This window comes from Actinomyces bowdenii (assembly GCF_017592395.1).
Lineage (GTDB): Bacteria > Actinomycetota > Actinomycetes > Actinomycetales > Actinomycetaceae > Actinomyces > Actinomyces bowdenii.
Genome location: NZ_JAGFOU010000005.1, coordinates 129,101 through 142,544 on the forward strand (window position 1 = coordinate 129,101; position 13,444 = coordinate 142,544).

Below are 13,444 nucleotides of genomic sequence, written 5' to 3' on the forward strand. Positions count from 1 at the left end.
CGCATGACAGCCGCGTCGACGACCAAGCGCCTGGACAGTGACTCAGGTGCCAGTACCGCCTCGCTGACCGCCTCGCGCAGCCAGGGAGAGACCATCGCCATGGTCCTGGCCGCGCTGGGCATCGGGGCCGTGGGCCTCTACCTCATGCGGGATCTGGTGGCCCCGGCCTTCTTCGCCCTCACCCTCGTCATCACCGTGCGCCCGCTGGTGTCCTGGGCCACCGGGCGCGGTGTGCCGCGGCCGGTCGCGGCCGTCCTGGCCGTCATCCTGGTCTTCGGCTTCATCCTGTCCTTCTTCGTGGCCCTCGGGGTCGCGGTCGCGCAGCTGGTGGACACCCTGCCGGGGTACTCCGATGAGTTCCGGGCCATCTGGCAGCGGGTCCAGGCCCAGCTCGCGAGCATGGGCATCGACCAGGCCTCCCTGCTCGACCAGGCCACCAATGCGGTGGACACCTCCCGGATCGTGACCATGGCCCAGGCGCTGCTCGGGCAGCTGTCCTCGGCGGGCGCCATGCTGGGCGTCATGGCGCTGACGGTGGTCTTCCTCATGTTCGACACCGCCAAGATCGAGACCAGGACCGCCGCCCTCAACCTCCTCAAGCCCGAGCTGGCCACCGCCCTGGCCGGCTTCGCCTCCTCGGTGCGCTCCTACTGGCTGGTCTCCACGATCTTCGGCCTCATCGTGGCGGTGCTCGACGTCGTGGCCCTGTGGATCCTGGGCGTCCCCCTGGCCATCACCTGGGGCGTGCTGTCCTTCATCACCAACTACATCCCCAATGTCGGCTTCTTCATCGGCGTCATCCCCCCGGCGCTCCTGGCGCTGGTCGACTCCGGGCCCTGGACCGCCCTGTGGGTGCTCCTGGCCTACATGGTCCTCAACTTCGTCATCCAGTCCCTCATCCAGCCCAAGTTCACCGGCGACGCGGTGGGGCTCAACACGACGGCGACCTTCCTGTCCCTGCTGCTGTGGTCCAGCATCGTCGGCGGCCTGGGCACCATCCTGGCCGTTCCGCTGACCCTGTTCGCCAAGGCCCTGCTCATCGACTCCGACCCGCGCTCGCGCTGGGTGGGGATCTTCCTGTCGGCGGGCGACACGCCTGTGCGCGATCCCGATGAGCTCGACCCCGAGGTGCTCGATGAGCTCGACCTCGATGGGGACGGGACCGGGGCGGCCGACCCCGAGCACGGCATCCCGGCCGTCGAGGAGGAGCGCCCGGCCACCCCGGCGCCCTGAGGCGCTCTGCGCTGAGCGGCGCCCGCGAGCCCCACGACCCGCCTCGCGCGCCACCCCGCCGGCCCGGGCCGCGTCGACCGTCCTCACGGCCCCCGGGGAGCGCAGTCAGCCCTCCGGCCGGCCCAGGCGCCAGTAGCCCATGAAGGCCACTGAGCGCCGGTCGATGCCGCGCTCGGCGACCAGGTGACGGCGCATGGCCCTCACCGCTCCAGCCTCACCGGCCAGCCAGGCGTACAGGGTGGTCCGCTTGAGCGCCGCCCCGCCCTTGGCGGTGCGGGGCACCTCCCACAGCAGGTCCCTGTCGACGTCGATCTCCTCGACCTCCTGGGGCGCGCCGGGCGGGCACAGCTCGGCTGCCGCTGCGCGCACGCCGTTGACGAGCAGTTCGCCGTGCGACCGGCCCTCCCGGCTGAGAATGCGCATCTCGAAGCCCGGGTGGGTGGGCAGGTAGTCCACATCGGCCCGGGTCGGCAGCTCCACCACCGCCACTCCCCGGGCACTGGGGGGCAGGTCCTCCAGGATCCTGGAGATCGCCGGGGCCGCCGTCTCATCGCCGCCCAGCAGGAAGCGCTCCGTGACCCTCGGGGGAACGAAGTCCACGCCTCCCGGGTCGCCCTCGTGGCCGGCGTCCGGCCCCAGCAGGACTGCCCGGCTGCCCGGCCGGGCAGCCTGCACCCAGCGTCCCGCTGGACCGCTGGGGCCGTGGAGCACCACATCGATGTCGACCTCGCGGGCCCGGCGGCGGACAGCGCGCGTGGTGTATGTGCGGATCGGTGGGCGCAGCTCCTCGGGCAGTGCCAGCCACTGGCGGTACCAGCCCTCCCCGGTGGGAAGGCGGTCGTAGCCCGCCGTGGGGGAGGGCAGCACCAGCTTGATGCGCTGATCCCAGCCCGGGTCCCCGAAGCGCTCCAGGTCCGGCCCGGTGAGGGTCAGGCGCCGTATCGAGGGCGTGAGGTCCTCCAGGCGGGAGACTGTGACGCTGAAGAAGCGGAAGGGCGCCGTCGTCGAGCCGCTCATGCGTCCCGCGCGCCCCGCACATGGTGGCGCCCCTTGGGCAGGATGAGCGGCGTGCCGGAGACCGGATCGGTGATGACCTTGGCCTCCAGCCCGAAGACCTCGTGGACCATCCCGGCGTCCACCACCGACCCCGGCTCGCCCGAGGCCACCACCCGGCCGGCCCTCATGGCGATGATGTGGTCGGCGTAGCGGGCGGCCAGGTTGATGTCGTGCAGAACCATGGCGATGGTGGTGCCCCGCTCCCGGTTGAGATCGGTGAGCAGGTCCAGGACCTCCACCTGGTGGGCCAGGTCCAGGAAGGTCGTGGGCTCATCGAGCAGCAGCACCTCGGTGCGCTGGGCCAGGGCCATGGCGATCCACACCCGTTGGCGCTGGCCGCCGGAGAGCTCATCGATGCTGCGGTCGGCCAGCTCGGCGGTGCGCGTGGCCAGGAGCGACTCCTCCACGATGCACCGGTCCTTTCCGGTGGTGGTGTGGAACAGGGACTGGTGGGGGTGGCGGCCGCGCCCCACCAGGTCGGCCACAGTGATCCCCTCGGGGGCGATGGGCTGCTGGGGCAGCAGGCCCAGGCGCCTGGCCAGTGCCCTGGTGGGGATGGAGCCCACCGGCGTCCCATCGAGCAGGACCTGGCCGGAGATGGGCGCCAGGATGCGCGCCATGGTCTTGAGCAGGGTCGACTTGCCGCAGGCGTTGGCGCCCACGATGACGGTGATCCGCCCGTGGGGGATGGCCACGTCCACCCCGTCGACGACGACGCGCCCGCCGTACCCCGAGTGAAGGCCGGCGGTGCTCAGCTGTGGGGGCGCGGTGGTCATGCGCTGGCTCCCTGTCGGTTGATCCGGAGCAGTTGGAGGATGAGGTAGGGGGCGCCCACGATGCCCGTGACCACGCCCACCGGCAGCCTGGTGGGCAGCAGGTGCTGGGCCACCAGGTCGCCGCCCAGGACGATGATCGCGCCCGTCAGGGCGGCGGGGATGAGGAGGGTGCGGCTGGTGCGCCCCACCAGGCGGGCGGCGATGGGCCCGGCCAGGAAGGAGACGAAGGCGATGGGGCCGGTGGTGGCCGTGGCGAAGGAGGCCAGGGCCACCATGGTGACGATGAGCAGGAGGCGGGTGCGGACCACCGCCACCCCCAGTCCCGTGGCGGCCTCCTCGCCCAGGGTCAGGGGCCCCAGGTCGCGTCCCAGGGCCAGCAGGATCGCGCCGCACGCCGCCACGGCGCCGGTCAGGAGCGGGACCTGGTCCCAGCTGGTGGAGGCCAGGGAGCCCGATAGCCAGCGCATGGCGTCGGCGACGTCGTAGATGCTGGCGCGCTGCTGGAGGTAGCCGATGACGGAGGTGAGCATCGCCGAGACGCCGATGCCGATGAGGATAAGCCGGCCCCCCTGGGAGCCCCCCGACCCCGAGAGCACGTAGATGAGCGCCGCGGTGCCCAGGCCGCAGGCGATGGCGAGGGCCGTCACGCGTGGCCCCGACCAGTTCAGGACCAGGATCGCGAAGACCGCCGAGGCAGAGGCCCCCGAGGTGATGCCGATGATGTCGGGGCTGGCCAGTGGGTTGCGCAGCATGGTCTGCGAGGTGGTGCCGGACATGCCGAAGGCGATGCCCACCAGTGCCGCGATGATGGCATGCGGCAGGCGCCGGCGCCCCACCGCGTAGGAGGCCCCGGGCACGCTCTCGCCCCGCATGACGGCCAGGATCTCGCCGGGGGAGTACCAGGTCTCGCCGATGATGAGGCTCGTCCACCACAGGACGACGACGGCCAGGGCCAGGAGGGCCACGACCAGCAGGTAGCGCTGGGCGCGGCGCCGCTGCCCGGCGCGGGTGAAGCCGGGGGCCAATGCGGTGGCGCTCATAGCTCGCGCACCTTCGCGCCCCTGGCGATGGCGATGAGGACGGGTGCGCCCACGAAAGCGGTCACCAGGCCCACCGCCACCTCGCTGGGGCGGGCGATGACCCGGCCCAGCACGTCGGCCAGGGTCAGCAGGGCCGCGCCGGCCAGCGCGGACAGGGGCAGCAGCCAGCGGTGGTCGGAGCCTGAGAGCATGCGCACGGCGTGGGGCACCATGAGGCCCACGAAGCCGATGGGGCCGGTGACTGCCGTCACCGCAGCGCATAGGACGACGCCGGCGGCGGTGGCGCCCAGGCGCGTGCGGGTGACCCTGACCCCCAGGCCCACGGCCATCTCCTCGCCCAGCGCCAGGGAGTTGAGGGCGCCGGCCAGGGCCATGGCCACCACGGCGGCCAGGATGAGGGCGGGTGCGATGGCGCCCAGGGACTGCCATGTGCCCCGCCCCAGGCCGCCGACCTGCCAGAAGCGGAAGTCCTCCAGGCCCTGGACCCTGGGGAGCATGATCGCGCTGACCAGGCTGGACAGGGCCGCGGTGGTGGCCACACCGGCCAGGGCCAGCTTGACCGGTGTCGTCCCTCCCGGCCCCAGGGAGCCCACGGCGTAGACGAAGACCGCGGTCAGGCAGGCCCCCACCATGGCCACCGCCATGTACTGGGGGGTGGAGCTGATGCCCGCGAAGGCGATACCGATGACGATGGCCAGGGAGGCGCCGGTGTTGATGCCCAGGATGCCTGGGTCGGCGATGGGGTTGCGGGTCACGGCCTGCATGAGGGCGCCGGACAGGCCCAGGGCCGCCCCGGCGCACAGGGCGGTGGCGGTGCGGGGGATGCGCTCGCCGACAACCACCGCCCCGAACTCCTGGCTGGTGGCGCCCAGGCCGCCGACGATCTCGCCCAGGCTGACGATCCTGGCGCCGAAGGAGATCGAGGCTAGGGCTGAGGCCGCCACCAGCACCAGGAGGAGGAGCAGCGTGAGCGGGTACCGGCTGCCCCCGTGCGAGGCGGGGGCGGTCACTTGGCCTTGTCGGCGGCGTCGGCGATGAGCTCGACGTACTTGTCGATGCCCCAGGGCAGGGACAGGGGGCCGGGGTTGGTCGAGGCTGCCATCGCGTTGCTGTCCCCCACGAAGGCCACTGCGCCGTTGGCGATGGCGGGGATCCTGCCCTTGAGGGAGTCCTTCTGGAGCTCGGCGAGGCGGTCGGGGGTGCCGTACATGACGATGACGTCGATGTCGGAGAGCTGGTCGACCAGCTCCTCGGAGATGTCGGTGTTGAAGGCGGTCGGGTTGGCCTCGGAGGCCTTCTTCACCGAGGCGGGAAGCTCCATCCCCAGGTCGGCCAGGAAGGCGGTGCGCGGATCGACGGTGTTGTAGAAGCCGAGCTTGGAGCTGGTCTCGTCGACGTAGAAGAAGGCGGCGCTCTTGCTCTTGATCTGCGGGTGCTTGCCCACCTCGGTGCTGATGAGGCCCTCGAGCTCGGTGATGAGGGCCTCGCCCTCGGCCTTCTTGCCGATGGCGGTGGCGTCCATAGTGATCATCTCGCGCCACGGGGTGCCCCAGGCCACGGTCGGGTAGGCGACGGTGGGCGCGATCTCGCTGAGCGCCTTGTAGTCCTCCTCGGTCAGGCCGGAGTAGGCGGCCAGGATGACCTCGGGCTTGGTGTCGTTGATGGCCTCCAGCGGGATGCCGTCGGTCTCGTCGAACAGGACGGGCTTGTCGGCACCGGCGGCCACGAGCTCGTCGACCTTCTCCTTGGTCCAGGCGAGCATGCCCGAGTCGTCCTCCACGCCCCAGACCTGCTTGGCGAAGCCCACCGGCATGATGCCCAGGGCCAGGGGCAGGTCCTGGTTGGCCCAGTTGACCGAGGCGATGCGGGTGACGCCGGCGGGGACCTCGGTGGTGCCGAAGGCGTGCTTGATGCTGATGGTCTCGCCGGAGCCTGACGAGGCGGAGCCGCCGGAGCCGCAGGCGGCCAGGATCGCGCCGAGGGGCAGGGCGCTGGCAGTCAGGAGGAAGGACTTGCGGGAGACGGACACGGGGCCTCTTCTCATTCGGGGGAGGGGACGCAGGTGACGCCGATGACTCTCGAGACCCTAAACGAGGCTAGGTTTACCTAACAAGTGCGGTGGTCATGGAATTGACCACGGTGACGCCGTGTCATTTTGCGCCTCCGGCCCTCCTGCCCGGGATCGCCGGTGGTGCTATCGTCGCCTGGCGATGGTGATGACCGCCAGGGCCAGGCCGGCGGCGGCCAGCGCGGCCATCAGCCACCAGGGGACCTGCCCGGCGGCCGCCAGGATCCTCTGCTCCGCTCCGGCCAGGGCCTGGGAGGAGGCCAGGCCGCGGGTCGGGCCGCGGGGGCCGGAGATGATCATGAGCGCCCCCAGGGCCACGCACAGCGCGCCGCCGATGAGCTCGGTCCACGTGGTGGTGCGCCCCGCCAGGGCCAGCGTGCGCGGGCGCAGCCAGGACCGGGAGGACAGGTGGAGTCCGTCCCACATCAGCGCCAGCAGGCCCAGCGGCAGCGCCATCCCCAGGGCGTAGAGGCTCATGAGGATCCCGGCCTGCACCGGGGAGCCGCCCAGACCGGCCGTGACGAGCACCGCCCCCAGGACGGGTCCGGCGCAGCCCAGGCCCGCCAGTCCCGCCAGCGCGCCCAGCAGGTAGACCGCCAGGGGGGAGGAGGCCTCCCTGGGCCCGCCCGGCAGGGGCAGGTGCACGGGGATGGACAGCGCCTGCAGGATCCCCAGGATGACCACGGCGATGCCTCCCAGGAGTGTCAGCGCCGTCATGTGCTCGCGCAGGAGGGCGCCCAGGCTCCCGGCCAGGACGCCCAGGGGCAGCAGGGTGCTCACCAGGCCCAGCCAGTACAGGGCCGTGCGGGAGGCCAGTGCCCGGGGCGAGGTGAAGGCGTAGGCGAAGAAGGCCGGCAGCACCATGACCGAGCAGGGGGCGAGCAGGGTCAGGACGCCGCCCAGGAAGGCGGCCAGGGCGAGGGCCACGGCCTACTGCTCCGCCAGGGCGGCCTGCTCCAGGACCGTGGCGCGCACGTACTCGGCCGGGCGGTAGCCGGAGATGTAGGTGTCACCCACCAGCATGAAGGGGGTGCCTTGAACGCCGATGGAGTAGGCCTGGTGCGTGGAGGCGGTCACGGCCTCGACCGTCTCCTGGGCCGTCATGTCGGTGCGGAAGGCCTCCAGGTCTGGCACGCCGGCCTTCTGGGCGAAGTCCACCAGGGAGTCCTCGGTGTACTCGGGGTGGCCCTGGGGGTCGGCGGCGGTGTAGACCGCGTCGTGGAACTCCCAGAACCTGCCCTGCTTGGCGGCGGCGATGCCGGCCTGGGCCGCCAGGGGCGAGGTCTCGGTGATCTGCGCCAGGTCGCGCCACTCGATGCGCAGCGTGCCGTCGGCCACGAGGTCCTCCAGCTCGGGGGCGACCTCCTGGGCGAAGAGGGTGCAGTAGGGGCAGGCGAAGTCGGAGTAGAGGACCATGACCACCGGGGCGTCCACCTCGCCCCGGGCCTGCCCGTCGGAGGGGTCGCGGCGGACCTGGGAGCGGATGAGGGACAGGGCCTGCTCATCGGTCTGCGTGGGAGCCGAGGTCTCGGCCGCGCTGGGGCCGCTGCTGGGGACGGCAGTGGGCCGGCTGGCGGTGGCGCCGGCCTGCGCGCTGGAGTCCTGCGAGCTCAGGCCGCGCACCAGGAAGGCGGCGATGGCCGCCAGGAGGACGGCGATGATGACCAGGAGGATGACGATCACCTGGTTGGACTTGATGCCTGTGGGAGCAGTGGGGCCGGCTGTCATGGTGCCAGTGTGGCAGATGGGCCGGCTGATCCCCCGCTGCCCCTGCTCCGGGCCGCGGGGCGTCGCGGGAGCCGGCGGAGCTCAACGTGGTCGTCGCTCGCGCTGCCGGGGCCCTCGATCTGTTGACGGTCCCGGGCGGGATGCGGCCCTGCTTCTTGATATCGACGTGGACCGCCGGCCGGGGCGGTCCTTCTCACAGCGCTCGGCCGCCCGGCGCAGCGAGCCCTGCTCGGCAAGGCATACCGCTGGGCGTGAGCGCCCCGTGGGAGTCGAAGGTGCGTGAGCGCGGGTCATGAAGGCCTCCCGGCAAGACTGTGAGCGTGGTGGCCCACCTCCTGCCGGAGGCCTTCACTCCCCGCCCGCCCTGTTGACAACCTCTCAGTAAGGTGCGGCTAGTGCGGCGCCAGGGCGGATCCGAGCATGAGACCCGCCACGGCCGCCACGAGCGTCGCCAGGGTCATCAGTCCGGCATGGAGCACTGCGCTCCCCCAGCGGCCCGAGGCCAGGAGCCGGGCCCCCTCCACCGCGGCGGTGGAGAAGGTGGAGTAGCCGCCCAGGAGGCCGACCCCCAGGACCGTGATCACCGGACCGGCCAGTGGGGCGCCTGCCGGGGCGGCCGATGCGCCCCCGAAGGTGCCCACGAGCAGGCCCATGAGCAGGCAGGCACTCGTATTGACCACGACTGTGCCCCGGGGCATCGGGTCGGCTGCATGAGGGTCCGCAGCGGTCGCGGCCCGCGCCACCCGCCCGTCGACGACGAAGCGGCACACGGCCCCCACACCTCCGGCTGCCGCCAGGGCGAGCCAGATCATGCGGCGGCCTGCCCGCGCCCACCGCGGTCGTGGTGCTGGAGCAGGCCTCCCAGCCACAGGCCCAGGCCTGCGGCGGCAAGGCCGGCGGTGAAGGCGCCCAGGAGGTGGGCCGCGCCCAGCAGGAGGCGCCCCTGGGCCAGGAGCTGCTGGGACTGGATGATGTAGGTCGAGTGCGTGGTCAGCCCGCCCAGCAGCCCTGTGCCCAGGGCCAGGCGCAGCAGGCGGTGGTGCTGCCCCAGCGCGCCCAGGAGCACACCCAGGGCGAGGGCGCCCAGGAGGTTGATCGCCAGTGTCGTCGGCACCTGGCCTCCCAGGCCCGCCCGCAGGAGGCAGCCGCAGGCCCCGCCCAGGCCCACGGCGGCCAACTCGCGGGGCTCAGCGGTCACGGCGGGCCACCTGGTAGTCGTCGCTGTCGAGGATGAGCGTGTAGGTGGAGCCCTCCACGGACTGGTCCTGCGCCCACTGGGCGGCGTCGGTGGGCGCGTTGCCGCCCCAGGAGGTGGACTTCTTGTCGATGACGACGTAGTCCTTGTCGGAGGTGCTCGTCCCCACCCAGGAGACCTCCGCCGTGGGCACCAGGTAGGCCAGCAGGCCCAGGTCGGTCACGACGGTCGAGCCCTGCGGGATGGTGCTGATGATCTCCTGCGCGGTGGCGGCGCGCTCATTGGTCGTCTCGAAGCCCTTCTGCGTCATGTCCCAGAAGGGCAGGTGGGAGGCCAGGGCCAGGGAGGCGGTGATCGTCGTGCCCAGGCCGATGACGGTGGCGTAGCGCGCCGGCAGGGGGACGGTCAGCCAGCCCGAACTCGGCAGGGCGGTGGGCGCGGCGCTTCCCGGCGCGGGCTCCCGCCAGCGCCCCTTGGCCCGCAGGCGGGCGACGGCATCGAGCAGGGCGCCGATGGCGATGGGCATGAGAACCGCGTTGTAGTGCCAGTTGCTCCACTCCCAGTAGAACCCGATCGAGCCCAGGAACCTCCAGGCCAGGGTGGGGCCCACCGCCAGGATCCAGGGGGAGCGCAGGCCGATGAGCCCGCAGGTGGCCGCCAGGACCCCCAGGGTCTCCAGCTTGACCGATGGGGTGAACAGGCGGGTCAGGAGCGGTGCGGGCGCTGCGCCCTCCTCGGCCCCGGTCCCCAGTCCGTAGGCCCACACGCCCTTGGGGTTGAGGGCCGGCAGGAGGACCAGGACGGTGAGCAGGAAGAAGGCCAGGCCGAAGACCGCCAGGCCCACGCCCAGGCGCACCGCCCGGCGCTCGCGGCGCCCGGTCCAGGCCACGGCCGCCCCGATGACCAGGACCGTCAGCCCCAGGTCCTCCTTGACCAGGACCAGAGGAGCCGACCAAGCGGCCACCGCCGCCCAGCGCCGCTCCACATAGGCGGTGGTGGCGAAGGCGAGCATGGGCACGGCGAAGGCGATCTCATGGAACTGCGCGGCCACCGCCCCCTGGAGCCCCCAGGACAGGGCGTAGACCAGGCCCAGGACTCCCCCCAGCCAGGGGTTGGTCAGGCGGGCGGCCAGGCGGGTCAGCGGCCAGGCCGAGGCCGCCAGGAGGAGGTCCTGGACGATGAGGAGGCTGAGCGGGGTGGGGAAGAGGCGCCACACCGGGCCCAGGAGCACCAGGATCGGGTGGAAGTGGTCGCCCAGGAGGTTGTAGCCGTCGCCCTTGACCGGGACGATCGGGGCCTCGAAGCGCGAATAGGCCTTGGCCAGCTCGGAGAAGATCGCCAGGTCCCAGCTGGGCACCTGCATGGCGTGCCACTGGGCGGTCGAGTAGGTGATCATCACCCAGGCGGCGATGACGACGACGGTCGCTGAAGGGATGTGCTCCTGGAGCCGTGTGAGCCTCACGGCGGTGAGCCTACCGGGGGCGGGAGGGGGGAGGGCGGTACTGCTGCGGGCCCGTCCCGGGCGCGTGGCGCAGACGATCCGGCCTCAGCGCGGGCCGCCCAGGACCTCGTCGCGGGCGCGCACGAAGGCCTCCACGCAGGCGCGCACATCGTCCTGGCTGTGCGCGGCGGAGAGCTGGACGCGGATGCGGGCCCTGCCCCGCGGCACCACCGGGAAGGAGAAGGCGGTGACGTAGACGCCCAGCTCCAGCATGCGCGCCGCCACCGCCACCGCCTGGCGGGCGCCCTCGTCCCCGGGGAACATGACGGCCACGATGGGGTGGGAGCCGGGCAGGAGCTCGAAGCCCGCCTCCTCCATGCGCTCGCGGAACAGCCGGGCGAGGCCGGCCAGGCGGTCCCGGGCCTCGTGGGCCCCGCGGGCCAGCTCGATGGCGCGCAGGGAGCCGCCCACGACGGCGGGGGCGACGCTGTTGGAGAACAGGTAGGGCCGGGCCCGCTGGCGCAGCAGGTCGACGACCTCCTGGGGGCCGGCGATGTAGCCGCCGCTGGCGCCCCCCAGGGCCTTGCCCAGGGTGCCGGAGAGCACGTCCACGCGCCCCTCGACCCCCAGCAGCTCGGGGGTGCCGCGCCCGTGGTCCCCCACGAAGCCGGTGGCGTGGGAGTCGTCGACCATGACCAGGGCGCCGTGCTCCTCGGCCAGGTCGCAGATCCCGGGCAGGGGGGCGTAGGAGCCGTCCATGGAGAACACGCCGTCGGTGACGATCATGAGGCGCCGGGCCCCGGCGGCACGGGCGGCCTCGAGCTGGGCGCGCAGGTCGGCCAGGTCGGCGTTGCGGTAGCGGTAGCGGGCGGCCTTGCACAGGCGCACCCCGTCGATGATGGAGGCGTGGTTGAGCTCATCGGAGATGATCGCGTCCTGGGCGCCCAGCAGGACGTCGAAGATCGCCCCGTTGGCGTCGAAGCAGGAGGAGAAGAGGATGGCGTCCTGGGTGCCCAGCCAGTCGGCGATCCCCTGCTCCAGGCGGCGGTGGGGGGTCTGGGTGCCGCAGATGAAGCGCACCGAGCTCAGGCCGAAGCCCCAGTCCCTCAGCGCCTGGGCGGCGGCCTCGATGATGGAGGGGTCGTTGGCCAGGCCCAGGTAGTTGTTGGCGCAGAAGTTGAGGGCCGGGCCCGTGGTGGTGGCGATGGAGGCGGACTGGGGGGTGGTGATCTCCCGCTCGGTCTTGTAGAGGCCGTCGGCCCTGATGCCGTCGAGGGCCTGGGCGAGCTCGTCCTTGATGGTGTACATGTGTGTGCCTTTCACTCCCAGGTGATGATGACCTTGCCGCACTGCCCGGAGCGGGCGGCCTCGAAGGCGTCCGCCCACTGCTCGGGGGTGAAGCGGTGGGTGATGACGCCGCGCACGGCCTCGCGCAGCTCCTGGCTGGAGCCCAGCATGAAGGAGGCCTTGTACCAGGTGTCGAACATCTCGCGGCCGTAGACGCCCTTGATGGTGAGCATCCGGGTGATGACCTGGTTCCAGTCGATCTCGTAGCCGGCCTTGGGCAGGCCCAGCATGGCGATCTGGGCGCCGTGGTTGCACACCTCGATCATCTGGCGCATGGCGGGCGCGGCCCCGCTGACCTCCATGCCCACGTCGAAGCCCTCGGTCATCCCCAGGCCGGCCATGACCCCGCGCAGGTCCTGGTCGGCGGTGTTGACGGTGACGGCGCCGGTGGTGGCCGCCAGGGCCAGGCGGTAGTCGGAGGGGTCGGTGATGACGACGTTGCGGGCCCCGCAGTGGCGGGCGATGGCGGCGCACATGATGCCGATGGGGCCCGCCCCGGTGACCAGGACGTCCTCCCCGCTGAGGGGGGATTGCAGGGCGGTGTGGACGGCGTTGCCCAGGGGGTCGAACAGGGCGCCCAGGTCGGGGTCGATGAGGGGGTCCTGGGGCCAGACGTTGCGGGCGGGCACGACGACGTAGTCGGCGAAGGCGCCGTCGCGGTTGACGCCGATGGAGCTGGTGCGGATGCACAGGTGGCGGCGCCCGGCCCGGCAGTTGCGGCAGCGCCCGCAGGTGATGTGCCCCTCGACGCTGACGCGCTGGCCCAGGTGGAGGACGTCGCCGTCGCCCTCGTCCGTGGTCTCCTCGGTGGCCACGCCCGCACCGAGCTCGACGATCTCGCCGTAGAACTCGTGCCCCAAGGTCATGGGCGGGCGCAGCTGGGCGGCGGCGAAGTCGTCCCACCCGGCCAGGTGCAGGTCGGTGCCGCACAGGCCGGTGCGCATGACGCGGATGAGGACCTCGCGGAAGCCGGGGCCGGGGCGGGGGATGTCCTGGAGCTCCAGGCCGGGGCCGGGGGTGGGCTTTCTCAGGGCGCGCATGGCTCTCCTGCGGATAGGCGCGGCGTCGTTGCCGTCGTCGGGCCCGTGGGCCCGACGGCTCGCGGGGCAGTCTATCCCGTCCCCTCCCGCTGCCGCCGGGGCGTGCCGGCGAAACCGGTGGGGTGGTCGCGCCTGCCGGGGCGCCTCAGAATCGCCGCCCCTGCAGGAAGCCGCTCCAAGGCCGGCTCGCCAGGGCTCAGGAGCATGCCAGCAGGACCCTGGGGTGAATCCGATACGTCAGGATGCCCGCAAGCAATCCCCTGAGGCTTATTCATAGGGGTGTTTAGGGTGTTTTGCCTGTGATTGCGTGTCGCTAGGCAAGGCGGCGGCTTGCTCTTGAGAGAGTCTTTGGTGCTTAAGCCAATTCAATCAAGAAGCAAACCGCCATGACGAATAGTAGCACGAGAATCTCCTGCAGTGAGGTCCTGGACCTGTGCGAGATGATCCACGACATGGGCCCTTTGCCGGTGTTCGGGGTCAGGGTGCTGGGACTGTTGCTGTGCGTGCGCCTGACCCTGAC

Annotated in this window: 13 protein-coding genes; 1 reads left to right on the forward strand and 12 read right to left on the reverse strand. The window is 72.1% G+C overall.

Annotation, left to right across the window (positions count from 1 at the left end; genetic code table 11):
* The first annotated feature begins 3 nt into the window (after positions 1-3).
* Positions 4-1,233, forward strand: coding sequence for an AI-2E family transporter (locus tag J5X07_RS03695; protein ID WP_208478708.1), 1,230 nt, complete (start codon positions 4-6; stop codon positions 1,231-1,233).
* A gap of 105 nt (positions 1,234-1,338) precedes the next feature.
* Here the strand turns inward: J5X07_RS03695 and J5X07_RS03700 are convergent, their stop codons facing one another.
* From J5X07_RS03700 to tdh, 12 genes are all read right to left on the reverse strand, one after another.
* Positions 1,339-2,250: a siderophore-interacting protein gene (locus J5X07_RS03700; protein WP_208478709.1), complete on the reverse strand. Its 912-nt coding sequence runs from the start codon at positions 2,248-2,250 to the stop codon at positions 1,339-1,341.
* Entirely contained in the window at positions 2,247-3,065 is an 819-nt protein-coding gene (locus tag J5X07_RS03705) for an ABC transporter ATP-binding protein (protein ID WP_208478710.1), read from the reverse strand. Before J5X07_RS03705 ends, J5X07_RS03700 begins: the two co-directional genes overlap by 4 nt.
* The gene (locus J5X07_RS03710) at positions 3,062-4,105 is read right to left on the reverse strand and encodes a FecCD family ABC transporter permease (protein WP_124933114.1); all 1,044 of its coding nucleotides are present in this window, start codon (positions 4,103-4,105) and stop codon (positions 3,062-3,064) included. Before J5X07_RS03710 ends, J5X07_RS03705 begins: the two co-directional genes overlap by 4 nt.
* Complete coding sequence (locus J5X07_RS03715; RefSeq protein ID WP_208478711.1) at positions 4,102-5,115, reverse strand: FecCD family ABC transporter permease; 1,014 nt, start codon at positions 5,113-5,115, stop codon at positions 4,102-4,104. Before J5X07_RS03715 ends, J5X07_RS03710 begins: the two co-directional genes overlap by 4 nt.
* A complete protein-coding gene (locus J5X07_RS03720; protein ID WP_208478712.1) occupies positions 5,112-6,134 on the reverse strand; it encodes an ABC transporter substrate-binding protein in 1,023 nt (340 codons plus the stop codon). Before J5X07_RS03720 ends, J5X07_RS03715 begins: the two co-directional genes overlap by 4 nt.
* Positions 6,135-6,299: 165 nt before the next feature.
* The gene (locus J5X07_RS03725; RefSeq protein ID WP_208478713.1) at positions 6,300-7,100 is read right to left on the reverse strand and encodes a cytochrome c biogenesis CcdA family protein; all 801 of its coding nucleotides are present in this window, start codon (positions 7,098-7,100) and stop codon (positions 6,300-6,302) included.
* A gap of 3 nt (positions 7,101-7,103) precedes the next feature.
* Positions 7,104-7,901 (reverse strand): DsbA family protein, encoded by a 798-nt coding sequence (locus tag J5X07_RS03730; RefSeq protein WP_208478714.1) that lies wholly within the window; start codon positions 7,899-7,901, stop codon positions 7,104-7,106.
* Positions 7,902-8,293: 392 nt separating this feature from the next.
* Entirely contained in the window at positions 8,294-8,713 is a 420-nt protein-coding gene (locus J5X07_RS03735; RefSeq protein ID WP_208478715.1) for a fluoride efflux transporter FluC, read from the reverse strand.
* Positions 8,710-9,099, reverse strand: a complete 390-nt coding sequence (locus J5X07_RS03740; RefSeq protein WP_208478716.1) for a CrcB family protein — start codon at positions 9,097-9,099, stop codon at positions 8,710-8,712. Before J5X07_RS03740 ends, J5X07_RS03735 begins: the two co-directional genes overlap by 4 nt.
* Positions 9,089-10,558 carry a DUF2079 domain-containing protein gene (locus J5X07_RS03745; protein ID WP_341769396.1) on the reverse strand — a complete coding sequence of 490 codons (1,470 nt, stop codon included), beginning with the start codon at positions 10,556-10,558 and terminating at the stop codon, positions 9,089-9,091. Before J5X07_RS03745 ends, J5X07_RS03740 begins: the two co-directional genes overlap by 11 nt.
* Before the next feature lie 84 nt (positions 10,559-10,642).
* Positions 10,643-11,860 (reverse strand): glycine C-acetyltransferase, encoded by a 1,218-nt coding sequence (locus tag J5X07_RS03750; RefSeq protein WP_481736485.1) that lies wholly within the window; start codon positions 11,858-11,860, stop codon positions 10,643-10,645.
* Entirely contained in the window at positions 11,857-12,924 is a 1,068-nt protein-coding gene (tdh, locus tag J5X07_RS03755) for an L-threonine 3-dehydrogenase (RefSeq protein WP_208478717.1), read from the reverse strand. The genes J5X07_RS03750 and tdh overlap by 4 nt, the downstream gene beginning before the upstream one ends.
* Between the last annotated feature and the right edge of the window lie 520 nt (positions 12,925-13,444).